Consider the following 21341-nt stretch of genomic DNA (forward strand, 5'->3'; position numbering starts at 1 on the left):
GGTCTCCTGCCGTAGCGCGGGCCCGGACACAGCTGGTTGTGCGGTGAGGTGACCCGTATCCTGGGCGGGTGCCTCGGATCTCGACCCTCTGCTGGTGGCCCGCCTGACGGCGGACCCCGATCGAGCACGCACTCATCCCACGGCCGCCCACGGGCGGCCTTTCTCGTCTCTCGAGCCGGTCGAGACCACCGCCCTGGGCCCCCCGACACCTCATCGACACCCAGGAGACCACCATGGACCGCAACCTCTCGCTGATCACCCCGACCGGGCGGCTCACGCTCGGCAACCACCTCGGAGCGCTACGACGCTTCGTCGCCGCGCAGGACGCGAGTGGGAACGGTGCTTCCGGCGAGGACCGCGCCGGCGGCGAGTGCTTCTTCGGGCTCTCCGACCTGCACGCCCTGACCACGCCCCAGGACCCGGCGGTGCTGCGGGCCACCGTCACCGAGATGGCCACGCTCTTCCTCGCCGCCGGCCTCGACCCCGCGCGGGCCACCCTGTTCCGCCAGAGCCAGGTGCCGGCACACCGGGAGCTGGCCTACCTGCTGGAGTGCACGGCGTACACCGGCGAGCTGAACCGGATGATCCAGTTCAAGGAGAAGGGTCGCGGCGTGCCATCGACCAGGGTCTCGCTCTACACCTACCCGGCGCTGATGGCCGCCGACATCCTGCTCTACCGGCCCTCCGTGGTGCCGGTCGGCGACGACCAGCGCCAGCACGTCGAGCTGACGCGCGACGTGGCGATCCGCTTCAACCACGCCTACGGTCCGGTCTTCGTGGTGCCCGAGGTGCGTACGCCGGCCGCGGGCGCCCGGGTCATGGACCTCGCCGACCCCACGCGCAAGATGTCGAAGTCGGCCGAGCCCGACGCCGGGGTGATCCGGCTCCTGGACCCGCCGGACGTCGTACGCCGCAAGGTGTCCCGGGCCGTGACCGACTCCGACACCGGGCCCGACGCCGTCCGGGTCTCGGCGGAGAAGCCCGGCGTGAGCAACCTGCTCGACATCCTGGCCGCCTGCGGGGGCAGCGCCGACGGCATCACGACGTACGGCGCGCTGAAGTCGGCGGTGACCGAGGCCGTGGTGGCGACCCTCGACCCGCTTCAGAGGGCCCACGCCGAGCTGGCCGACGACCCGGCGTACGTCGAGTCGGTGTTCGCCGCGGGCTCCGCGCACTGCCGCGAGGTCACGGCTTCGGTCCTCGCGGACGCCACCGCGGCGATGGGCCTGTGACCAACCCGGCTACGGCGTGTAGAGCCAGGCCCGGTTGCTCGGCTTGCCCGAGCTCTGATCCGACTCGTCGCCCGCCCCGCCGAAGGCGAGCAGCGAGCCGCCGGCCCAGACCGCGGTGACGTCGTACGACGGCGCCCCGGCCGGCCTGCCCAGCGTCGTGACCCCCCCGGTCGCGGTGTCGTAGACCTGCCCCGACGTCGCGACCCAGCGTCCGCCGGCGGCGTCGACGGGCCAGCCGTCGCTGGTCTCGGAGCTGAACGCCGACGGCAACGGGGACCACCGGCCCGAGGTCGGGTCGAGCCGGCCTCCGACCGGATATCGCCGGCCCCAGCTGCCCACCTGGCCGCCGTCCATGGTGCCGATCTCGGGGTCGACCAGCTGCGTGCCGGTCCAGGACCACGTGTCGTTCCCGACCTGGCCGGTCGCGGGCAGGCGGTGCCACGCCGTGCCGTCGTACACGTCGGCCAGGACGACGTCTGCCACCGAGCCGTCGTCGGGCCGGGTGGCGTCGTACCCGGTCACCACCGGGCCGATCGGCGTCGCCGTGATCCGGCGGTGGGTCAGCCGTGGCCGGATCGGGTCACGCGGGATCCGCTCGTACCACAGGCCACGCGCGGCGTCGTACATCACGACCCGCCCCTGGCGGAAGCCGTACACCCGGTCGCCGACGGCGGACGGCGTCCCGGCGGCGGGGATCCCGAACCACTGGTCGGCCACCGGGTCGTAGACGAACCAGGAGATCCGGCCCCGGTGCCAGTGTGCGAGCAGCACGCGGCCGGCCGCCGCGACGAGCCGGTCGCTCACGCTGGTGCGCACCGGAGCGGGTGCGATCTTGTGCCAGGCATGGGCGGCGGGGTCGTACGCCGCGCCGTCGCGGAGCAAGGCATCGGGCTGGTAGGCGCAGTCGGCGTTGGGCGCGCACGGCCGGCGGTCGCCTCCGACCACGACGATCTCCTTGCCGGTCCACGCCGCCAGCGCGTCGGCGCGTGGTGACAACGGCGGGGTCGGCAGCGCACGCCACGAACCGGCAGTGTGGGAAGGCCCCACCGTGACCCGGCCGGTGCCGACCAGCGAGCCGGCGACGGCGACGGCGACCACGGCCGCCGCCGCGACGCCCACCGCCCGCCGACGCCTGACCCGCATCCGCTGTCCGGTGCGGCGCGCGGCTGCGGAGTCCCCCGGTGTGGGGTCGAGCGAGCCGAGCCGGGCGGCGTATGACTCGCGCAGCTGCTCTTCCAGGTCCATCAGAGTCCCTCTCTGGTCCGGCTCGGGGGGTGCACCCGGCTGCGCAGGGATGCCAGCGCGGCCGACGCCTGCGACTTCACGGTTCCGGGCCGACAGCCCAGGACGTCCGCGATCTGCTGCTCGCTGAGGTCCTCGTAGTAGCGGAGCACCAGCACCGCCCGTTGCCGCGGTGGCAGTGCGGCGACCGCGCGCCAGAGCTCGTCCCGGGCGAGGGGGTCGTCGTCCGGACGACCCTCTCGTTCCGGTGGCTCGGCGCTGGTCACCTCGTGCCTGCGGCGCGCACGACGCCGGTCGCTGAGCACCTCGTTGACCGCCATCCGGCGCAGGTAGGCCTCCGGGGCGTCGAGCCGCGAGATCCGACGCCAGCTGCGGTAGGCCTTGGCGAACGCCGACTGGACGGCGTCCTCCGCCACGCCGAGGTCGCCGCACACGGCGTAGGCCGTGCGCACCAGACGCGGCCACATCGCGGCGTAGACGTCGTCGTACTCCAATGCCGGCATCGCACCTCCGCGGTTCGCACGCACCCCAAGAACGTCGACGGCCCACGATTCGGTTCGGTCGCGGCTCAGCCGGTGCGGGTCACGGCAGCCGGGATCCACGCGCGGTCGCCGCGCACGACCGGGACGCGGTCGTCGATCCGGACCCGCCCCCGGAGGCTAACCCGGGAGACGGAGCGACGCCTCAGGAGCCTTCGGCCAGCTCCGCAGACCGGTTGCGCGCGGCCTCCATCGCGGCGAGGAACGCCGCCCGGACCTTGTGCACCTCCAGCTCGCGCAGGGCTGCGGCAGTGGTGCCACCGGGCGAGGTGACCTGCTCGCGGAGCACGACGGGATGAGTGCCCGTCTCGCGCAGCATCTTGGCCGACCCGACCAGTGTCTGCACGACCAGCTCGGTCGCGGTCGCCCGCGGCAGCCCGAGGTGGACGCCCGCCTCGATCATCGACTCGACGACGAAGAAGACGTAGGCCGGACCGGTGCCGGAGATCGCGGTGACGGCGTCCATCTGCCGCTCCGGCACGCGGAGTACGCGGCCGGTGGAGCCGAGCAGTGCCTCGGCGACGGCGAGGTGCTCGTCGTCGCAGTGGGAGCCCGGTGCGATCGCGGCCATCCCCTCGTCGACCAGGGCCGGGGTGTTGGGCATGACGCGGACGACGGGCACGCCCTCGGGCAGCCGGGACTCCAGGAACGCCGTGGTGATGCCGGCCGCGAGCGAGACCACGAGCTGGCCGGGACGAACGGCAGGGCCGATCTCCTCGAGCACCGCACCCATGTCCTGCGGCTTGACCACGAGCGCGACGACGTCGGACCGCTGCGCCGCCTCGACGTTGGAGACCACCGAGACGGCGTACCTCTCCTCAAGCTCGCGGGCGCGCTCGACCCGCTTCTCGCCGACGAGGAGCTCGGCGACGGGGCGGCCGGAGCGGAGCAGCCCGGACAGCAGGGTCTCCCCCATCACGCCGGCGCCGATGATCGCGGTGGTGCTCACTGGTGAGCCTCGACTTCCCGCTGCTTCTTGCTACTTCTTGGAGATCAGGGACCGGAGGAAGAATGTCAGGTTCTGCGGTCGCTCCGCGAGACGTCTCATGAGATAGCCGTACCACTCGGTGCCGTAGGGCACGTAGACGCGCACCGTCTCGCCCGCCGCGGCCAACCGGCGCTGCTCGTCGGGGCGGATGCCGTAGAGCATCTGGAACTCGTAGCTGCCGGCCTCGCGGCCGTTGCGGCTGGCCAGCGACGACGCGATCGTGATCATCCGGGGGTCGTGGGTCGCGATCATGGGGTAGCCCTGGCCGGCCAGGAGCACCTTGAGGCAGCGCACGTAGGACCGGTCGACGTCGAGGCGGCTCTGGAAGGCGGCCGCGGCCGGCTCGTCGTAGGCCCCCTTGCAGAGGCGTACCCGGGAGCCCTCGTAGGCCAGGGCGCGGCAGTCGGCCTCGGTGCGGTGGAGGTAGGCCTGGAGCACCGCGCCGGTCTCCGGGAAGTCCTTGCGCAGCTCGCGCAGCGTCGCCAGGGTCGCGTCGGTGGTGGTGTGGTCCTCCATGTCCAAGGTGACCGTCGTTCCGGCGTTGCGGGCGGCGCGGCAGATCGTGCGGGCGTTCTCGAGCGCGATCTTGCGGCCCTGCTGCGAGATCGCCTGGCCGACGGCCGAGAGCTTGACCGACACCTCGGCGTGGCGGGTGAGCCCGCGCGCGGAGAGCGCGGCGAGGGCGTCGAGGTAGGCCTGGACGGTCGCGTCGGCCTGCTCGGCGTCGAGAGTGTCCTCGCCGAGGTAGTCCAGGGTCACCCGCAGGTGGTCGTCGACGAGCTCGCCCGTGGCGCGGACGGCGTCCTGGGTCCGCTCGCCCGGGACATAGCTGCGGACGATCCCGGCCGACACCGGCATCGCCGTCACCAGCCGCTTCACCCGTCCACTGCGGGCAAGCAGCAGCAGCGGCTGACGTAGGACAGGCATGCCAACCAGGCTACGCGGCCCCTGCCCCTGCCCCGGCACTCACCCGAGCGGGTAGTCCCTGACAGAAGTGTCGTCAGAACGACGTGGAGGGGACATTTCTGTCAGGGACTACCCGGCAGGTGGCGAGGCTCAGGCGCGGAAGTGGTGGCGGGCGAAGTCCAGCGACTCGCGCAGGTCCGCCTCGCGCTCCGCACGGGTGGCCGCCTTGCGCGTGTTGATCTCCAGCACGATGTGGCCGGCGAAGCGGACGCTGGACAGGTACTCCAGGAAGCCCTGCGCATCCATCGCCCCCCGACCGGGGACGAGGTGCTCGTCCTTGGGCGAGCCCGACCCGTCGGTCAGGTGCACGTGGCGCAGCCGCTCGCCCAGCCGCTCCGCCATCTCCACCGGGGACGCCTGGGCGATCGCGGCGTGGGACAGGTCGACGGTGGCGTTGGCGTAGGACTCCTCGGACGGGTCCCACCCCGGCAGGTACATCTCCACCCCGCGACGCGGCGACGCGCGCCACGGGTACATGTTCTCGACCGCGAAGGCCAGGCCCGTCGACTGCTCCAGCGCGGCGATGCCGTCGACGAAGCCGGCGGCGTACTCGCGCTGCCAGCGGAACGGCGGGTGGACCACCACGACGTCGGCTCCGACGGAGTGCGCCATCTCGGCGGACCGCTCGAGCTTGCCCCAGGGGTCGGTGCCCCAGACCCGCTGGGTGAAGAGCAGGCACGGCGAGTGGACCGCGCACACCGGGAGCTCGTGGTGGTCGGAGAGCTGCTTGACCGCGGAGGTCTGCTGGCTGAGGGCGTCGATGCCGACCATCACCTCGACCGCGTCGTAGCCGAGCGACTTGGCGTAGCTGAAGGCGTGGGCACTGGACTCCGGGTAGACCGATGCCGTCGAGAGGGCGACCAGGCTCACGGGGCAGCATCACCTGAGAGCTGGTCGAGGCGTTGGAGGATCACGCCCTCACGCAGTGCCCACGGGCAGATCTGGAGCTCGGGCAGGTCGAAGATGTCCATCACGGCCTCGGCGACCAGCGCGCCGGGAAGGATCTGGTGGGTGCGGCTCGGGGAGACGCCCGGCAGCTCGGCGAGGTGCTCCGGGCCCAGGTCGACCAGCCGCGGGATCCACTCCTCCAACGACGCGAGCGACAGGACGCGGTCGACCAGCGGCCCCTCGATGCTCGGCGCGGCACCACTGATCCGAGCCAGCGACCGGAACGTCTTCGACGTCGCCGCCGCGACGTCCGGCACGCCGGCGCGCAGGAGGCGTCCGGCGTCGCTGGCGATGTCTGCCCGGATCTTCTTGCGCAGGGCGCGGATCGTCGCCGCATCCGGGTTGCCGTCGTGGAAGTGCTCTCGAGCCAGGCGGGCCGCGCCCAGCGGGATCGACCAGGCGACGTCGGGCTCCTCGTCGGCCCCGCCCGCGATCTCCAGGGAGCCGCCGCCGATGTCGAAGACGGCAAGCCGTCCCGCCGACCACCCGAACCACCGTCGTACGGCGAGGAAGGTCAGGCGTGCCTCGTCGTCGCCGGGCAGCACCCCGATGCGTACGCCGGTCCGCGCGGCGACGTGCTCGAGGACGGCGTCGCTGTTGCGCGCGTCGCGCACCGCCGAGGTCGCGAAGCCCAGCATGTCCTGGGCTCCCTTGTCCTCGGCGACGACGACCGCGTCGGCGACGAACTTGGTGAGCGCCTTGATCCCCGTCTGCGTCAGCTCGTCGTCCTCGAGGTTCTCGGCGAGCCGCAGCGGCTCCTTGTGGGAGTACGCCGGCAGCGGCGCGGCGCCGCGGTGTGCGTCGACGACGAGCAGGTGACCTGTGTTGGAGCCGATGTCGAGGACGCCGAGGCGCATGGGTCGAGGCTACCGGTCGCGGCGGCCCAACCAGCCAGGCCGTCTGGGCGACGGTCGCTCCACCTCGGCCACCAGGTAGACCAGCCCGGCGACGACGTCACCGGCCACGGGTGGGTGCTCGTGGTCCTCCGCGGCTAGGCAGAGGTCGAGCTCCATGCCGACCGTGTGCACGCGCGCGGCGTGGAAGGTCTGGCCGGTCGCCCCCACGGTCGCCGTCCGGCAGGACAGCACGGTGCCCGTCAGCTGGGCCACGGGACCCGGCTCCTCCTCGCCGCCGAACGCCGCGAAGGACAGCGCGTCCTCGCCGCGCTCGCCCTCGTCCTGGTGGATGCCGAGGTCGAGCCCGAAGGCGGTCACGACGGCCCTGCCCGAGCTCGGCACCGGCCCCGGGGCCAGCACCTCGACCAGGATCTCGGCGACCGGCTCGCCGTTCTCGAGCAGGTCGGCGGACACGACCGTGTGATGGAGCGCGACGAGGCCCGACAGCTCGGCGCCCTGCTGCCCGTCGTACGACGGGGTGACGTCGTCGATCGCGCCCCTCCGGTCGGTGGTGATGGTGAGCCGCGCGCCCGAGACGTCGGACCAGACGTAGAGCGCGCTGCCGTCCTCCTGCCGCGTGGCGGTGGACGTGGGGATCAGGTCGGCCAGCAGATCGGCGAGCGCCTGGGAGTCGGCCACGCCGAGGCCGACGCAGCCGAGGTTCGAGGTCACGGACACACTCCATCACGAGAGCGCAGGTGCCCGCGCCTAGGCTGGTGCGGTGCCCGAGGTCGATCTGGTGTTCCCGCGTGCGTTCGTCGAGTTCGCCGACCCCGCCGACCCGGCTCAGGTCTACCGCTGCGACCTCACCTGGCTGACCTCGCGCTACACCTGCATCTTCGGCCAGGGCTGCCAGGGCATCTACGCCGAGGCGCCCGACGTCGGCTGCTGCGCGCTCGGTGCGCACTTCGCCGACAAGGCCGACGAGAAGCGCGTGGCCGCCTACGTCGACCAGCTCGGCGAGGACCAGTGGCAGTTCCACCCCGGACGCCGGCCCAGGAAGGCCGACTGGGTCGACCAGGACGACGAGGGCGAGCGCAAGACCAGGATCGTCGAGCACGACGGGCAGTCGGCGTGCATCTTCCACAACCGGCAGGACTTCCCCACGGGCGCTGGCTGCGCCCTGCACGGCTTGGCACTGCGGCAGGGGCGCAACCCGCTGGAGACCAAGCCGGACGTGTGCTGGCAGCTGCCCATCCGGCGGACCTTCCGCACGGTCGAGAGGCCCGACGACACGTCGTACACCGAGGTGACTATCGGTGAGTACGACCGCCGAGGGTGGGGCCCCGGCGGACACGACCTCGACTGGTACTGCTCGGGCAACACCGAGGCCCACGTGGCGCCCGAGCCGCTCTACGTCACCAACGACGCCGAGCTGGTCGAGCTGATGGGGCGGGCGGCGTACGACGAGCTGGTCACCCACTGCGAGCACCACCTGGCCGCACGCCGACGGCTCGCCCTCCACCCGGCCGACCCGGCCTGACGGCGGCGGCCCAGCACCTTCTCGACGTCGAGAGAACCCGACCCCCTGTCGGGATCGGCGTACGTCGTGGCGCAGAATGCTCGGCATGCGCCTGGACCATCTCAGCTACGCCGCCGGCCCGGACGGGCTAGTCGGCACCGCCCAGCGCATCGGGGGGTTGCTCGGCCGTGACTTCCTCGAGGGCGGCATCCATCCGCGGTTCGGGACGCGCAACAAGGTGCTGCCGCTGGCCGACCACACCTACCTCGAGGTGGTCGAGGTGCTCGACCACCCCGCCTCCGACAAGGCTCCGTTCGGCCAGGCCGTGCGGGCGCGGTCGGCGCTCGGTGGCGGCTGGCTCGGCTGGGTCGTCGCCGTCGACGACATCGCGCCCGTCGAGCAGCGCCTCGGCCGTGCGTCCGTCGCGGGCAACCGGCACCGGCCCGACGGCACCGAGCTGCTGTGGCGGCAGATCGGTGTCAACGGCCTGATCTCCGACCCGCAGCTGCCGTTCTTCGTGCAGTGGCTGAGCCCCGACTCGATGCACCCGTCGGCCGCCGCCACGGGCGACTTCTCACTGGCCTGTCTGGAGATCGCCGGTGATCCGCACCGGGTCAGCGAGTGGCTCGGCGAGACCGTCGAGGCGCCGCTGGAGGACGTGAAGGTCGAGTGGGTCGCGCCCCACGGCACCCCCGGCATCATCGCCGCACAGTTCCAGACGCCGGGCGGCCTCGTCCGGCTCTGACCCCGACGTGGCGAGCGACCTCCCGCGTGGTGCGGTCCGCAGCGCGAACATCTGGGAGCACCCCGCGACGTACGAGCTGGAGAACCGCGCGGTCGACCAGGACGGCCGCATCGAGGCAGCGATGTCGGACGTCGCCGGCTGGTCGGGCCGCGACGTCCTGGACCTCGGGTGCGGCACGGGGTTCCACCTGCCGCGCTTCGCCGCCACGGCGGCCCGGGTGTACGGCGTGGAGCCGCATCCCGCCCTGCTCCGGCTTGCCGCTCGTCGGGTGGGCTCGCTGACCGGTGTCACCCTTCTGGCCGGCACCGCCCAGGCCGTGCCGCTGCCGGACGCGTCGGTGGACGTCGTCCACGCGCGTTGGGCGTACTTCTTCGGTCCCGGGTGCGAGCCGGGGCTGCGGGAGCTGGCCCGCGTCGTACGACGTGGCGGCACGGCGTTCGTGATCGACAACGACGCCACGCGCTCGACGTTCGGCCGATGGTTCCGGCGCGGCTACCCGCTGGTCGACCCCGTCGCCGTCGAGCGCTTCTGGGCGGCGCACGGCTGGACCCGGGTGCCGCTCGAGGTCGACTGGCGCTTCGCGGACCGTGCCGACCTCGAGGCCGTCGTCCGCATCGAGCTCGCCCCCGACATCGCCGACGCCGTCCTCGCCGAGCACTGCGGCACCACCGTCGACTACGCGGTCAACCTCTGGTGGAAGCGGTTCTGACGCTGACTTCCTGGCCTCTCTTGGCACTTCCCGGGGGTTGCAGCGGCCAGGAAGTGCCAAATCCCCCGCTTCAGCGGGGGATTTGGCAGCAGCGACCACAAGAGCGGGGCGGGGGTCAGCCGGAGGAGAGGCGGACGGCGAGGGTCGGCGAGAGCAGCACGCCCGGTGCGGCGACGGGGGGCGTCGAGAGCAGGCCGCCCAGGGCCCTGACCAGCTCGACGGCGACCTCCTCCAGCGGCTGCCGCACCGAGGTCAGACCCCCCGGCACCACCTGGGCGACCTGGGAGTCGTCGAACCCGACGACGGCGACGTCGCGACCCCAGTGGATGCCACGGTCGCCCAGCGCATGGAGCACCCCCATCGCCAAGGTGTCGGAGGCGCAGACGAAGGCCGACGGATGGGCCTCGTCCAGCAGCACCGACGCCGCCTCGCGTCCCGAGGCCACGGTGTCCTCGACGCGCGACGCCAGTCCGGTCGTGGCCAGGTCGCGGGCGTGCATGGTGCGCAGCCAGCCAGAGCGGCGGTCCTCACCGATGAAGGAGTCCTTGCGCCAGCCGATCCACGCGATCCGGGTGTGGCCCTTGTCGAGGAGGTGCTCGGTGGCGAGCTGGGTGCCGGCGGCGCCGTCCACGTCGACCCACGCATGGGTGGCTCCGGGGTTGTCCCAGGGCCGGCCGAAGGCGACGAAGGGCGCGCGCCTCGACGTGAGCCAGGTGGCCTGCGGGTTGCCGAGGTAGGTGTCGGTGACGATGAAGGCGTCGACAGCCGTCGAGCGCAGCAGGTCGTCGTAGCCGCCCAGCGGGTCGTCGGTGGAGCCGGAGAACAGCAGGAGGTGGTAGCCGCTGTCGGCCGCGGTCTCGACCAGCGTGTGCACGAAGCGGTCCATCGCCGCGTTGGCGGTGCCCTCCTGCGCCGGGTTGAACTTCAGGCCGATCAGGTGGGAGGCGCGGGTGCGCAGGTTGCGGGCCGCGCGGTTCGGCGAGTACCCCAGCTCGGCGATCGCGTCCTGCACCCGCACCAAGGTGTCGGGCCGCAGCAGCTCGGGGTTGTTGACGGCGTTGGAGACGGTCTGCCGCGACACCCCGGCCCGCTCGGCCACGTCGGCCAGCGTCGGGGGGGTCAGGGCGAGACGACCCGACCACGCCATGGAGCCTCCCCCGTCGACGACCCTCGACCGACCGATCCCCTTGATCGATCCAAGGAACGACACGATACCGCCGCTCCGGTACACCCGTAGGGGTACGACGACGGGGCGCGTCGGGGGCCAGGGCGCGTCGCGCACCTGCCGTCGGTGCCGGTGTCTAGCGTTCCCGGTATGTCGAGAAGCCCCCGTGCGTCCTACCAGTGCTCCGAGTGCGGGTGGAGCTCCGCGAAGTGGGTGGGGCGCTGCGGTGAGTGCCAGGCCTGGGGGTCGGTCGCCCAGGCGCTGGTGGCCCGCGAGCCGGTCCGCGTGGGCCGAGCCGAGGCCGGTCCGGTCTCGAGCGCCGCCGTGCCGATCGCCGCGGTGTCGGTCGAGACGGCGTCGTTCCGCAGCAGCGGCGTGCCCGAGCTCGACCGGGTGCTCGGGGGCGGCCTGGTGCCGGGTGCGGCGATCCTCCTGGCCGGCGAGCCCGGCGTCGGCAAGAGCACGCTGCTGCTGGAGGTGGCGGCGCAGACCGCTCGCTACCAACGCCGCACCCTCTACGTCACCGGCGAGGAGTCGGCGTCCCAGGTCCGCCTGCGTGCCGACCGCACCGGCGGGGTGCACGACGAGCTGTACCTCGCCGCCGAGACCGACCTCGGCGCGATCCTCACCCACGTCGAGCAGGTGCGTCCCGAGGTGCTCGTCGTCGACTCCATCCAGACGATCGGCGCCGCCAGCGTCGATGGCGTGCCCGGGGGCGTCACCCAGGTCAAGGAGGTCGCGGCCGCACTGATCCGGGTGGCCAAGACCCGCGACATCACCACCATCATCGTCGGGCACGTCACGAAGGACGGCTCGATCGCCGGTCCACGGGTGCTCGAGCACGTCGTCGACGTCGTCCTCCACTTCGAGGGCGAGCGCAACTCCCGCTTCCGCATGGTCCGGGCCCTGAAGAACCGCTTCGGCCCGGTCGACGAGGTCGGCTGCTTCGACCTGGCCGCAGACGGCATCACCGCCGTGGCCGACCCGACCGGCCTGTTCGTGGAGAACCACCAGACCCGCGTGCCGGGCACGTGCGTCGCGGTCACCATGGAGGGACGCCGGCCGATGCTCGCCGAGGTGCAGGCCCTGGTGACCCGCACCTCGCTGGAGCGACCACGGCGGACGACGTCGGGGCTCGACTCCGCCCGGGTCGCGATGATCCTGGCCGTCCTCCAGCAGCACTGCGGGATCCCGCTCCACGTCTGCGACGTGTTCGTGTCCACGGTGGGCGGCGCCCGGCTCTCCGAGCCGGCCAGCGACCTCGCGGTCGCCGTCGCGATCGCCTCGGCGGCGCGCGAGGCGGCGCCGCCGCAGGGCGTCGTGGCGCTGGGCGAGATCAGCCTGGCCGGCGAGGTGCGCAAGGTGCGCGAGCTGCCGCTGCGGGTGGCCGAGGCGGCGCGGCTCGGCTTCCGGGTGGCCATCGCCCCGGTGGGCGACCGCGGCGCCCAGCCCGTCCGACGCTCCCTCGACGGTCTTACCGTGCTCGAGGTCACCGACCTGCGCGGAGCGCTGACGGCGCTCGGCCTGACCACCACCCGACGCCAGCCGGCGGCCGATCCGGAGTGACCTGCTTGCGCGCGGGTCTCGTGCGGTCGATCCTGCGGGTATGCCCTCCTCGGATCCGGCGGACCACGCGCCCGACGCCACGACCACCGCGCCCACCGATGCGCTGACCGACCCGATCAGCCGCACCCGCTCGGTGCCGATCGGCGACCACGGCTTCCTCAGCGACGGCGAGGTCTCGGCGCTGCTCGCCCCCGACGGCACGGTGTCGTGGATGTGCGTCCCGCGCTTCGACGCGCCCAGCGTGTTCGGCTCGATCCTTGGCAGCCGCGCGGGAAGGTTCCGGATCGCTCCGCTCGACGTCGGCGTCCCGGCCAGCCGGCGATACCTCCCGGGCACGATGATCCTCGAGACCAGCTGGGGCACCCCGACCGGCTGGATCATCATCCGCGACGTGCTGCTGATCGGCCCGTGGCACCACACCGCCGACCGCTCGGTCACCTACCGTCGCACGCCCAACGACTACGAGGCCGAGCACATCTTGCTGCGCACGATCCGCTGCGTGTCCGGTGAGGTGCAGACGGTGATGGACTGCGAGCCCGTCTTCGACTACGGGCGGTCGCTGGCCGGCTGGGAGTACACCGGCGAGAGCTACCACCAGGGGGTCGCGACCTGCCCGTCCGCCGCCGAGGGCAGCGACGTCCGGCTGACCCTGACCACCGACCTGCTGCTCGGCTTCGAGGGCGGGCACGCCGGCTCGCGCACCCTGCTGAAGGAGGGGGACACCCGCTTCGTCGCCCTGTCGTGGGGCGGCGCGGAGCCGCCGACGACGTACGACGACGCCTACTCCCGGCTGGTCTGGACCGCCCACCACTGGCAGCACTGGCTGGCCCGCGGGAAGTTCCCCGACCACCCGTGGCGCAGCTACCTCCAGCGCAGCGCGCTGACCCTGAAGGGGCTGACCTACTCGCCGACCGGCGCCGTCACCGCGGCCGGCAGCACCTCGCTGCCCGAGACGCCCGGCGGCAACCGCAACTACGACTACCGCTTCGCCTGGATCCGCGACGCCACCTTCGCGCTGTGGGCGATGTACTCCCTCGGCCTGGACTGGGAGGCGGTGGACTTCTTCGAGTTCATCGCCGACATGGCCGGCGGCGACCAGGACCTCCAGATCATGTACGGCATCGGCGGCGAGCGCGAGCTGGTGGAGCGCGAGCTCGACCACCTGCCCGGGTACGCCGGCTCGCGCCCCGTGCGCATCGGCAACGCGGCGTACTCCCAGCGCCAGCACGACGTGTGGGGTGCGCTGCTCGACTCCGTCTACCTGCACTCCAAGGCCGCCGACCACCTCGACAACCGGATCTGGCCGATCCTGGACAAGCAGGTCGGCGAGGCCCTCGAGCACTGGCGCGAGCCGGACGCCGGGATCTGGGAGGTGCGGGGCGAGCCGAAGCACTTCACGTCCTCGAAGATCATGTGCTGGGTCGCTGTCGACCGCGGCGCCAAGCTCGCCCGGATGAACGGCGACGACGCCAAGGCCGCCGAGTGGGCGCAGGCCGCCGAGGAGATCAGGCAGGACATCCTCGACCACGGCGTCGACGGGCGCGGCGTCCTGACCCAGTACTACGGCGGCACCTCGCTGGACGCCTCGTTGCTGCTCGCGCCGCTGCTGCGGTTCCTGCCGCCCGACGACCCGCGGATCCGGGCCACGGTGATGGCGATCCGCGACGAGCTCACCGTCGACGGCCTGGTGCTGCGCTACCGGGTCGAGGAGACCGACGACGGGTTCAGCGGCGAGGAGGGCACCTTCACCATCTGCTCGTTCTGGCTGGTCTCGGCGCTGTGCGAGATCGGCGAGCACCAGCTGGGCCGCCAGCTGTGCGCCAAGCTGCTGTCGTTCGCCGGGCCGCTGGAGCTCTACGGCGAGGAGATCGACCCCCACAGCGGCCAGCACCTGGGCAACTTCCCCCAGGCGTTCACCCACCTGGCGCAGATCAACGCCGTCCTGCACGTGATCGCGCAGGAGACCGACGACACCGACGACCGCCCCGGGCCCTCCTGAGGGTCGCGTCCGGGTGTGGACGCCGGAGCGGACCGCCCCGGCATTTCGCTCGCCCGCCACTAGACTGACGCCGCACGCACACGAGGGGAGGCCGGGTGGCCGGCGTGATCTCGAACGACGACACGATGCGCCTGCGCGCGACGTTATCGGTGATCGCTCCCGGCACGGCGCTGCGCGACGGCCTCGAGCGGATCCTGCGCGGCCGGACGGGGGCGCTGATCGTGCTCGGCCACGACAAGGCGGTCGAGTCGATCTGCACCGGCGGCTTCACCCTGGACGTCCCCTTCACGGGCAACGGGCTGCGTGAGCTGGCCAAGATGGACGGCGCGATCATCCTCGACCGCGACCTGACCCGGATCACCCGCGCGGCGGTCCATCTGATGCCCGACCCCGGCATCCACTCCGACGAGACCGGCACCCGCCACCGGACCGCCGACCGCGTCGCGCGGCAGACCGGGATCCCGGTCATCTCGGTGTCGCAGTCGATGCAGATCATCGCGGCGTACGTCGGCGAGACCCGCCACGTCATCGAGGGCTCGGCGGCGATCCTGTCGCGGGCCAACCAAGCCCTGGCGACCCTGGAGCGCTACAAGCTCCGGCTCGACGAGGTGTCCGCGACCCTGTCGGCCCTGGAGATCGAGGACCTGGTGACGGTGCGCGACGTGGCCGTCGTGGCACAGCGCCTGGAGATGGTGACCCGGATCGCGAGCGAGATCGAGGACTACGTCCTCGAGCTCGGCACCGACGGCCGACTGCTGTCGCTCCAGCTTGAGGAGCTCGTCACCGGTGTCGACCAGGAGCGCGAGCTCGTCGTTCGCGACTACCTCCCCTCCGGACGACGTGCCAAGGGCCCGGAGTCCGCGCTCGCCCGGCTCGAGGCGCTGTCGTCGATCGACCTTGTCGACCCGGCGTCCGCGGCCCGCGCGATCGGCCTCGGCGAGCACCTCGACGGCGCGGTCGCCCCGCGCGGCTACCGCCTGTTGGCCAAGGTCCCGCGGCTGCCTCCGACCGTGGTCGAGCGCCTGGTCGAGCACTTCGACACCCTTCAGAAGCTGCTCTCGGCCGGCGTCGACGACCTTCAGGCGGTCGACGGAGTCGGCGAGCTGCGCGCCCGCAGCGTCCGCGAGGGCCTTTCGCGCCTGGCCGAGTCCTCGATCCTCGAGCGCTACGTCTGACCGCTGACCGGTGAGGTCAGCCCGGTGGGCGCTTGTGGTGCCTCTTGGGCTTCTTGTCCTTCGTGGACTTCGTGTTCTTCGTGTTCTTCGTGGACTTGGAGTCGTGCTTGGTGGACCCGGCGGTCGGGTCGTTGCTCGGCGCCGTCAGCAGGAACGCCGTCTCCTGGGGCTGGCCGCCGAGGGCCGCGACGTCCAGGTGGTAGGTGCCCGGCAGGGCCCACGCGGTCTCGACGGGGCAGCCCGGCTCGGAGCGACGCGCGTCCCAGGTCACCTTGACGCGGGTCGCTGTGCCCTGCCGGACCACGAGGTCCTGGGCCGGGATCGCATGGCCGCACTGGGCGGTGGTCCAGATCAGGTCCGCCCCGCTGGTGATCTTCATCGCCAGCGTCTGCGAGGACAGCGTCCAGCTGCACGCCGGAGTCGCCAGGCTGGAGACGTCGAGGGCCACCGTGATGTCGGCCCCACCCACCGGGTGCGGCACCGACGGCGTGATCGCGATGTCGCTCGCGGCACACGGACCCGACGGCACGACGCGGGTCGGGGTGGCGTCGTCGGAGCTCCTCTTGCCCTGGTGGGCGCCCTGGTCGCTGGGATCGCCGCCCTCGGACGACGTGTCGGCGACCTGTCGGGCGCGGTCGGCGGAGTCGCCACCGGACCCACCACCCCCGCCGCTCAGCAGCTTGGCGACGCCGACGACCAGCAGCAGGGCGATGCCGAGCACCATCAGCCGGCGGACCCAGTAGACGCGCGCCGGCAGCCGGCCCCGCGTCGTTCTGGTCATGTCGTCACGCTAACGAGGCCGAGCCGCTCGACCGGCCCCGCCACACCGGAACCCGTCGGGTCTCTACGATCGGCCGCGTGTCCGAGCTCCACGAGCCGCTCCTGCGGTGGTACGACGCACACGCGCGCGACCTGCCGTGGCGCCGTTCCTCGGCCACGCCGTGGGGCGTGCTGGTCTCGGAGGTGATGCTCCAGCAGACACCGGTCAGCCGGGTCCTGCCGGTGTACGACGCGTGGCTGGCGCGGTGGCCACGCCCCGGCGACCTGGCAGCGGAGGCGCCGGGCGAGGCGATCCGGGCCTGGGGCCGGCTGGGGTACCCGCGCCGGGCGGTCCGGCTGCACGCCGCGGCGGTGGCTCTCGTCGAACGTCACGCCGGCCGCGTCCCCGACCACTACGAGTCGCTCCGCGCCCTGCCCGGCGTCGGCGACTACACGGCGTCGGCAGTTCTCGCGTTCGCGTTCGGCCGACGCCAGGTCGTGCTCGACACCAACGTGCGGCGCGTGCTGGCCCGCGTCATCTCCGGTGCCGAGCTGGCGCCGGCCTCGGTGACCGTGGCGGAGCGGTCGACCGCGCGCGACCTCCTGCCGGCCGACGAGCCGACCGCGGCGACCTGGTCGGTCGCGCTCATGGAGCTCGGGGCGCTGGTGTGCGCGGCCAGGTCCCCGGCCTGTGGCGACTGCCCGCTGCGCGATCGGTGCGCCTGGCACACCGCCGGCCACCCGGCGTACGACGGCCCGCCCCGGCGGGGCCAGGCCTGGGACGGGACCGACCGTCAGTGTCGCGGCCGGCTGCTGGCCCTGGTCCGGGAGTCACCGGTGCCGCTCACCCGGCGCGACCTCGAAGACGGCTGGTCCGAGCCGGCCCAGCGCCAGCGCTGCCTGGACTCACTGCTCGCCGACGGTCTGCTCGTCGGCAGCGGCGACCGCTACGCCCTGCCCTGACCCGGCTCCCCCCACCTGGCGACCACCGCGTCGGCGAGGTCGCCGACGGTGCGGCGCAGCTGGGCGGGAGAGTCGAGCTGCTCGTCCAGCTGCAACCCCATGAACGCCGCGTCCACGAGGACGGCGGCCTGTCGCGCGGCGGCCTTGGTCAGCCCGACCCGGCAGAAGTGCCCGGCCACGGCCGCTCCCCAGTGCACGTTGGTCTCGCGGACGACCGTCGCGTACGGCTCGCGGCCGAACAGGCCCAGCGCCGCCGCCTCGACGTACAGCCACTGGCAGCGCTCCTGTGGCCCCGTGGACAGGGTTCGCCAGAGGTCGATCACCGCGGACCGGAGGTCCCGGGAGGGGCGCAGCTCCCGCAGGCTCCGCAGGGAGCGCTCGAGGCTGGTGCGCAGGATCGCGGCGACCAGGTCGTCCTTGGTCTCGAAGTGGTAGAGCAACATCCGGTCACTGGTGCCGAGGGCTTCGGCGACCGGCCGGAGGCTGAGCCCGATCAGGCCGTGCTCGAGGGCGTAGTCGGTGGCCGCCTCGGTCAGCTCGTCACGTCGTGTGGCCACCGCCACACCCTAGTCACAGAATTCCTTTGAGCCGTCCTGTAGCGGCCGCTACACTGGTCTTGTAGCGACCGCTACATAGACTCGGAGAGAGTGACCACCATGATCAGCCCGTTCGTCGTCCTTCTTGCCGCTATCGGCATCGAGGTCGGTGCGACCACCGCCCTGCCACGCACTCGCGGCTTCCACGACCTGTTCTGGTCGGCCCTGGTGCTGGGGGGCTATGCCCTGTCCATCTGGCTGCTTGCCGTGGTGGTGCGCCACATGTCGGTCTCGGTGGCGTACGCGCTGTGGTCCGGGCTCGGCACCGCCGCGATCGCGGGAGTGGGCGTGTTCGCGTTCGGCGAGCGTCTCGACCTGGTCAAGGTCACGGCGCTGGTGCTGATCATCGTCGGGGTCGTCGTGCTCAACCTGCACACCGTCAGCCCCAGCCACCACGGGTCCGGCGCCCGGACCGCCGATCGCACGCCGGAGCTCAGCGCAGGCCGCGTTGCAGCTTCGCTATCAGAGCCGGTGCCCGCTGGTTCCGGGCGCGCGGCTTGAACATCCGCTTGTTGACGTCGGCAGCACGGCGCAGCAGCTCGCGCAGCTGAGCCACCTCGTCGTCGGGCGGACGCGGCCGGCGCGGGCCCTCGTCGGGGTGGACCTCGACGAGCAGGCCCAGCCGGGTCAGGCTCTCGACGTCGTCGAGAGCGGTGCGCTCGTAGAGCTCCTCGAGCAGCGACGCCGTCTGCTCCTCGGGGAGGCCGAGACTCAGCAGCGCCGCGACCGACGCGGCGACCGGAGCCCGCTTCTTGTGCTGGGCGACGTCGAGGCCCGACGACAGCAGCGCCGTCCACTTGCGCACGAACTCCTCGCCGTCGTGCGACTCGTAGTGCAGCACCCGCAGGCCCGGGTCCTTGACCGTGTCGACTCGATCGCCGGTCCCGGTGTCCACGACGTGATGGACGCCGAGCGCGAGGTCGGCGGACGGGCGGAGCCCCGGCTTGCCGGACATGTGGCCACGGAAGTACGAGCGCTGCTTGGGCTCGGCGATGACCCCCAGGGCATGCAGCAGCTGGAGCTCGTCAGCGCTCAGGAGCCTCTTGAACAGCGTCGGGTCGGCGACCGGGTGCAGCCGGCTCGCCGCCTCCAGCGGCAGCAGCCGGACGGCACGCTGCTGGGGCGCGAGGGCGTCGAGGACCGGGCGGTCGATGCGAGCGACCTCGTCGCCGTCCAGCATGAACATCCACTCGGCCCAGACGAACCCGACGACCAGCCGCGAGATCAGCGCAGCGTTGGTGATCTGCCGCTCGTTGAGGCCACCGGGGGGCGTCGACCCCCACCACGCCCCGTGGGCGCGGACGCAGGTGACGTCCGGATGCCCGTCGAGCAGCTCCTCGACGTCCGGGAGCGGGGCGTCGAGGAAGATCACCAGGTGGTCGATGCCTCCGAGCAGGTTGCGCCGCACGAACTTCTCGACGTTCTCACTGGTGTCCTTCACCGTGCTGGCCGAGATGATCACGAGGCCCCCTCCCAGTGGCGTCTCGACAGGTGCGTCGTCGGCACCTTCTCACGGCTCGGCCTCGGACCTCGCTCGGCCTCCCACCACACGGTCCGCAGGCGCGTCTACAGGGCCGCCTGGAGCCTGGCCACCATCGCGTCGGCCTCGGGCGAGAGCGCCTTGGGCAGGAAGGCGCGCTTGGGGAGGTCACGGGCGGCCGTCAGCAGCCTCCGGAGCTGGTCGACGCCCTGGACCGAGGACGCGACCTCCCGGCGCCGCGAGTCCGGGTCGACCTCGACCAGGACGCCCAGCCGCTCCAGCAGGCCGACGTCGTCCTCGCACAGGCGCTGGTAGAGGCGGTAGAGGAACACCTGGGTGTCCGCCTCGCCCAGGTCGAGCCCGAGCAGGGTGCGGATCGAGCCCGCCACGGACGCACGCTGCCCGCGCTGGCCGATGTGGCCACCGGACCCCAGCAGGGCCGACCACTTGCGGACGAACTCGTCGCCGCTGAACGACTCGTAGTGCAGCAGGCGCAGACCCGGCGCCTGGGCCGGCTCGACCTGGTTGCCCTCGCGGTCGATGACGTGGTGGACGCCGATGGCGTGGTCCAGTGACGGCCGCACCCCGGGCTTGCCGAAGCGGTGACCGCGGAAGTAGACGGCGTTGCTCGGCTCGGGGATCGCCCCGAGGAGGGTCAGCAGCTGGAGCTCGTCGACACCGAGGCGGCGCTTGAACGACGTGGGGTCGCCGGCCGGGTGCAGCCGACCGACCGCCTCCAGCGTGCTCAGTCGCACGGCCCGGCAGTCCGCCCCGAGGGCGGCCAGGTCGGCCCGGTCGACCTGCGCCACCTCGTCGCCGTCCAGGTGGAACACCCACTCGGCCCACGTCAGCCCCGCCAGGAGCCGGCAGGTCAGTGCGGCGTTGACGATCTGCCGGTCGTTGAGCAGCTCCGAGGGCGCATCCGCGTACCACTCCGCGTCGCCGCGCACGACCGTCACGTGCGGGTGCGCCCCGAGCATCGCCTCGAGCTCGGGCTGCGGCCCGTCGACGACGACGACCAGGTGGTCGATCCCGCAGGCCAGATTGCGTCGCACCCACTTCTCGGCATTCCCCACCGAGTCCTTGAGCGTGGTCACCGACAAGATCACAGACCCCATCCTCGCCTACCCCGCACGACCCCGCCTCCTCGGCTCAGACAGGCGAGCCCCGGCCGCGTTGAGCCCCCGGGCTCCTGGCTCGGCGGGCTCGGCGAGCCGACGTCGTGGCTGAGGGGACAGCGGCAGAGCGTGCACTCAGCGTGCCTGCGGAGCGCGGCTCACCAGTCGATCCCGCTCATCGCGGAGTAGTGGACAGCGGCAGGTCAGGTCGTTCCGACCGATCACGACCCCACTTTCGGCCCCGACCTCGTGCCGATCCAACGCCTCCCACGAGGCCCCGTCGATCTTCCCTGCATCTGGTGCCACATCGTCTCGGTGGAGCGGTCCGGGAGTTCGGTCGGAAGGGCCTCCTCACCGTTCGCGGCCTTGGGAAGCGCGTCGATCGGTCCCCGTCGCGGGAGGTGCGCCCTCCCCCGCGAGAGATCCAGCAACGCATCTCGAAGGAGCGACACCAGGCCGGCGATGACACCCCACGCAATCCCCACGACCCCCACGACCAGGAGAAGTCCGAGCAGGGCCAGGATCGCGGGCCCCAGGAAGGACGTGCTCACGCAGCCAGCCTAGGCCGAGGTGGCTCTCGATGCGACGAATGCCCTCCATGTCGACCTCAGATCGACGAGACAGGTCGGCTTTGGACGTCGCACTGACCCAGGAGCGCCTCGGGTGTGCGAAGCGAGGGCCGCAACGACGGGCACGACAAGGCAGCCGGCGCGCACTCGTGCGCCGCAAGAGTCACTGTGACGACGCACCGTCAACCGAGGCCGCCGAGCCAGGACGGCAGGCTCAACGGGCT

22 protein-coding genes are annotated in these 21341 nt (G+C 72.5%); 9 read left to right on the forward strand and 13 right to left on the reverse strand.

The window, feature by feature from the left end; all coding sequences use genetic code 11:
• Positions 1–233 precede the first annotated feature (233 nt).
• Positions 234–1232, forward strand: a complete 999-nt coding sequence (trpS, locus tag VHW64_RS02110) for a tryptophan--tRNA ligase (RefSeq protein WP_329648850.1) — start codon at positions 234–236, stop codon at positions 1230–1232.
• Positions 1233–1241: 9 nt separating this feature from the next.
• Here the strand turns inward: trpS and VHW64_RS02115 are convergent, their stop codons facing one another.
• From VHW64_RS02115 to VHW64_RS02145, 7 genes are all read right to left on the reverse strand, one after another.
• Entirely contained in the window at positions 1242–2477 is a 1236-nt protein-coding gene (locus VHW64_RS02115; RefSeq protein ID WP_329648851.1) for a hypothetical protein, read from the reverse strand.
• Positions 2477–3001: a SigE family RNA polymerase sigma factor gene (locus VHW64_RS02120; RefSeq protein WP_329648852.1), complete on the reverse strand. Its 525-nt coding sequence runs from the start codon at positions 2999–3001 to the stop codon at positions 2477–2479. The genes VHW64_RS02115 and VHW64_RS02120 overlap by 1 nt, the downstream gene beginning before the upstream one ends.
• Positions 3002–3158: 157 nt before the next feature.
• A complete protein-coding gene (gene proC / locus VHW64_RS02125; RefSeq protein WP_329648853.1) occupies positions 3159–3962 on the reverse strand; it encodes a pyrroline-5-carboxylate reductase in 804 nt (267 codons plus the stop codon).
• Positions 3963–3992: 30 nt separating this feature from the next.
• A complete protein-coding gene (locus tag VHW64_RS02130) occupies positions 3993–4928 on the reverse strand; it encodes a proline dehydrogenase family protein (RefSeq protein ID WP_329648854.1) in 936 nt (311 codons plus the stop codon).
• 129 nt (positions 4929–5057) lie between these two features.
• Positions 5058–5831 (reverse strand): sugar phosphate isomerase/epimerase family protein, encoded by a 774-nt coding sequence (locus tag VHW64_RS02135; RefSeq protein WP_414690438.1) that lies wholly within the window; start codon positions 5829–5831, stop codon positions 5058–5060.
• Between the two features lie 2 nt (positions 5832–5833).
• On the reverse strand, positions 5834–6772 hold the full coding sequence (locus tag VHW64_RS02140) for a Ppx/GppA family phosphatase (RefSeq protein ID WP_329648856.1): 939 nt from the start codon (positions 6770–6772) through the stop codon (positions 5834–5836).
• A gap of 9 nt (positions 6773–6781) precedes the next feature.
• The gene (locus VHW64_RS02145) at positions 6782–7483 is read right to left on the reverse strand and encodes a hypothetical protein (RefSeq protein WP_329648857.1); all 702 of its coding nucleotides are present in this window, start codon (positions 7481–7483) and stop codon (positions 6782–6784) included.
• Between the two features lie 49 nt (positions 7484–7532).
• Here VHW64_RS02145 and VHW64_RS02150 point away from each other — a divergent pair, with 49 nt between their 5' ends.
• From VHW64_RS02150 to VHW64_RS02160, 3 genes are all read left to right on the forward strand, one after another.
• A complete protein-coding gene (locus VHW64_RS02150) occupies positions 7533–8294 on the forward strand; it encodes a hypothetical protein (protein ID WP_329648858.1) in 762 nt (253 codons plus the stop codon).
• A gap of 85 nt (positions 8295–8379) precedes the next feature.
• Positions 8380–9018, forward strand: a complete 639-nt coding sequence (locus VHW64_RS02155) for a VOC family protein (protein WP_329648859.1) — start codon at positions 8380–8382, stop codon at positions 9016–9018.
• 7 nt (positions 9019–9025) lie between these two features.
• On the forward strand, positions 9026–9727 hold the full coding sequence (locus VHW64_RS02160; RefSeq protein ID WP_329648860.1) for a class I SAM-dependent methyltransferase: 702 nt from the start codon (positions 9026–9028) through the stop codon (positions 9725–9727).
• A 115-nt stretch (positions 9728–9842) separates the two neighbouring features.
• Here VHW64_RS02160 and VHW64_RS02165 read toward each other — a convergent pair whose 3' ends face one another.
• Positions 9843–10874 carry a LacI family DNA-binding transcriptional regulator gene (locus VHW64_RS02165; protein ID WP_329648861.1) on the reverse strand — a complete coding sequence of 344 codons (1032 nt, stop codon included), beginning with the start codon at positions 10872–10874 and terminating at the stop codon, positions 9843–9845.
• A gap of 168 nt (positions 10875–11042) precedes the next feature.
• Here VHW64_RS02165 and radA point away from each other — a divergent pair, with 168 nt between their 5' ends.
• From radA to disA, 3 genes are all read left to right on the forward strand, one after another.
• Positions 11043–12458, forward strand: a complete 1416-nt coding sequence (radA, locus tag VHW64_RS02170) for a DNA repair protein RadA (protein WP_329648862.1) — start codon at positions 11043–11045, stop codon at positions 12456–12458.
• Between the two features lie 40 nt (positions 12459–12498).
• Positions 12499–14457, forward strand: a complete 1959-nt coding sequence (locus tag VHW64_RS02175; protein WP_329648863.1) for a glycoside hydrolase family 15 protein — start codon at positions 12499–12501, stop codon at positions 14455–14457.
• A gap of 125 nt (positions 14458–14582) precedes the next feature.
• A complete protein-coding gene (disA, locus tag VHW64_RS02180; RefSeq protein ID WP_329648909.1) occupies positions 14583–15632 on the forward strand; it encodes a DNA integrity scanning diadenylate cyclase DisA in 1050 nt (349 codons plus the stop codon).
• Between the two features lie 16 nt (positions 15633–15648).
• Here disA and VHW64_RS02185 read toward each other — a convergent pair whose 3' ends face one another.
• A complete protein-coding gene (locus tag VHW64_RS02185) occupies positions 15649–16413 on the reverse strand; it encodes a hypothetical protein (RefSeq protein ID WP_329648864.1) in 765 nt (254 codons plus the stop codon).
• A 77-nt stretch (positions 16414–16490) separates the two neighbouring features.
• Between VHW64_RS02185 and VHW64_RS02190 the strand changes: the two genes are divergently transcribed.
• The gene (locus VHW64_RS02190; protein WP_329648865.1) at positions 16491–17354 is read left to right on the forward strand and encodes an A/G-specific adenine glycosylase; all 864 of its coding nucleotides are present in this window, start codon (positions 16491–16493) and stop codon (positions 17352–17354) included.
• On the opposite strand, the gene VHW64_RS02195 is transcribed toward VHW64_RS02190, so the two are convergent.
• Positions 17339–17911, reverse strand: a complete 573-nt coding sequence (locus VHW64_RS02195; RefSeq protein ID WP_329648866.1) for a TetR/AcrR family transcriptional regulator — start codon at positions 17909–17911, stop codon at positions 17339–17341. The genes VHW64_RS02190 and VHW64_RS02195 overlap by 16 nt on opposite strands.
• 99 nt (positions 17912–18010) lie before the next feature.
• Between VHW64_RS02195 and VHW64_RS02200 the strand changes: the two genes are divergently transcribed.
• Positions 18011–18451, forward strand: a complete 441-nt coding sequence (locus tag VHW64_RS02200; RefSeq protein WP_329648910.1) for a multidrug efflux SMR transporter — start codon at positions 18011–18013, stop codon at positions 18449–18451.
• Here VHW64_RS02200 and VHW64_RS02205 read toward each other — a convergent pair.
• The 3 genes from VHW64_RS02205 to VHW64_RS02215 all read right to left on the reverse strand — a co-directional run bounded on the left by VHW64_RS02205 (position 18384) and on the right by VHW64_RS02215 (position 21099).
• A complete protein-coding gene (locus VHW64_RS02205; RefSeq protein ID WP_329648867.1) occupies positions 18384–19412 on the reverse strand; it encodes a glycosyltransferase family 2 protein in 1029 nt (342 codons plus the stop codon). The two genes, VHW64_RS02200 and VHW64_RS02205, sit on opposite strands and share 68 nt — an antisense overlap.
• A gap of 104 nt (positions 19413–19516) precedes the next feature.
• A complete protein-coding gene (locus tag VHW64_RS02210) occupies positions 19517–20539 on the reverse strand; it encodes a glycosyltransferase family 2 protein (RefSeq protein ID WP_329648868.1) in 1023 nt (340 codons plus the stop codon).
• A 230-nt stretch (positions 20540–20769) separates the two neighbouring features.
• Positions 20770–21099 (reverse strand): hypothetical protein, encoded by a 330-nt coding sequence (locus VHW64_RS02215; RefSeq protein WP_329648869.1) that lies wholly within the window; start codon positions 21097–21099, stop codon positions 20770–20772.
• Positions 21100–21341: the final 242 nt, after the last annotated feature.

Origin of the sequence: Nocardioides sp., assembly GCF_036267815.1 — a bacterium.
Lineage (GTDB): Bacteria > Actinomycetota > Actinomycetes > Propionibacteriales > Nocardioidaceae > Nocardioides.

What these genes read in the sequence shown, in the direction of transcription:
- trpS (WP_329648850.1), top strand. Translation starts at nt 234, where the DNA reads ATGGACCGCAACCTCTCGCTGATCACCCCGACCGGGCGGCTCACGCTC.
- VHW64_RS02130 (WP_329648854.1), bottom strand. Translation starts at nt 4,928, where the DNA reads ATGCCTGTCCTACGTCAGCCGCTGCTGCTGCTTGCCCGCAGTGGACGG.
- VHW64_RS02200 (WP_329648910.1), top strand. Translation starts at nt 18,011, where the DNA reads ATGATCAGCCCGTTCGTCGTCCTTCTTGCCGCTATCGGCATCGAGGTC.
- VHW64_RS02155 (WP_329648859.1), top strand. Translation starts at nt 8,380, where the DNA reads ATGCGCCTGGACCATCTCAGCTACGCCGCCGGCCCGGACGGGCTAGTC.
- VHW64_RS02165 (WP_329648861.1), bottom strand. Translation starts at nt 10,874, where the DNA reads ATGGCGTGGTCGGGTCGTCTCGCCCTGACCCCCCCGACGCTGGCCGAC.
- VHW64_RS02185 (WP_329648864.1), bottom strand. Translation starts at nt 16,413, where the DNA reads ATGACCAGAACGACGCGGGGCCGGCTGCCGGCGCGCGTCTACTGGGTC.
- radA (WP_329648862.1), top strand. Translation starts at nt 11,043, where the DNA reads ATGTCGAGAAGCCCCCGTGCGTCCTACCAGTGCTCCGAGTGCGGGTGG.
- disA (WP_329648909.1), top strand. Translation starts at nt 14,583, where the DNA reads ATGCGCCTGCGCGCGACGTTATCGGTGATCGCTCCCGGCACGGCGCTG.
- VHW64_RS02175 (WP_329648863.1), top strand. Translation starts at nt 12,499, where the DNA reads ATGCCCTCCTCGGATCCGGCGGACCACGCGCCCGACGCCACGACCACC.
- VHW64_RS02140 (WP_329648856.1), bottom strand. Translation starts at nt 6,772, where the DNA reads ATGCGCCTCGGCGTCCTCGACATCGGCTCCAACACAGGTCACCTGCTC.
- VHW64_RS02115 (WP_329648851.1), bottom strand. Translation starts at nt 2,477, where the DNA reads ATGGACCTGGAAGAGCAGCTGCGCGAGTCATACGCCGCCCGGCTCGGC.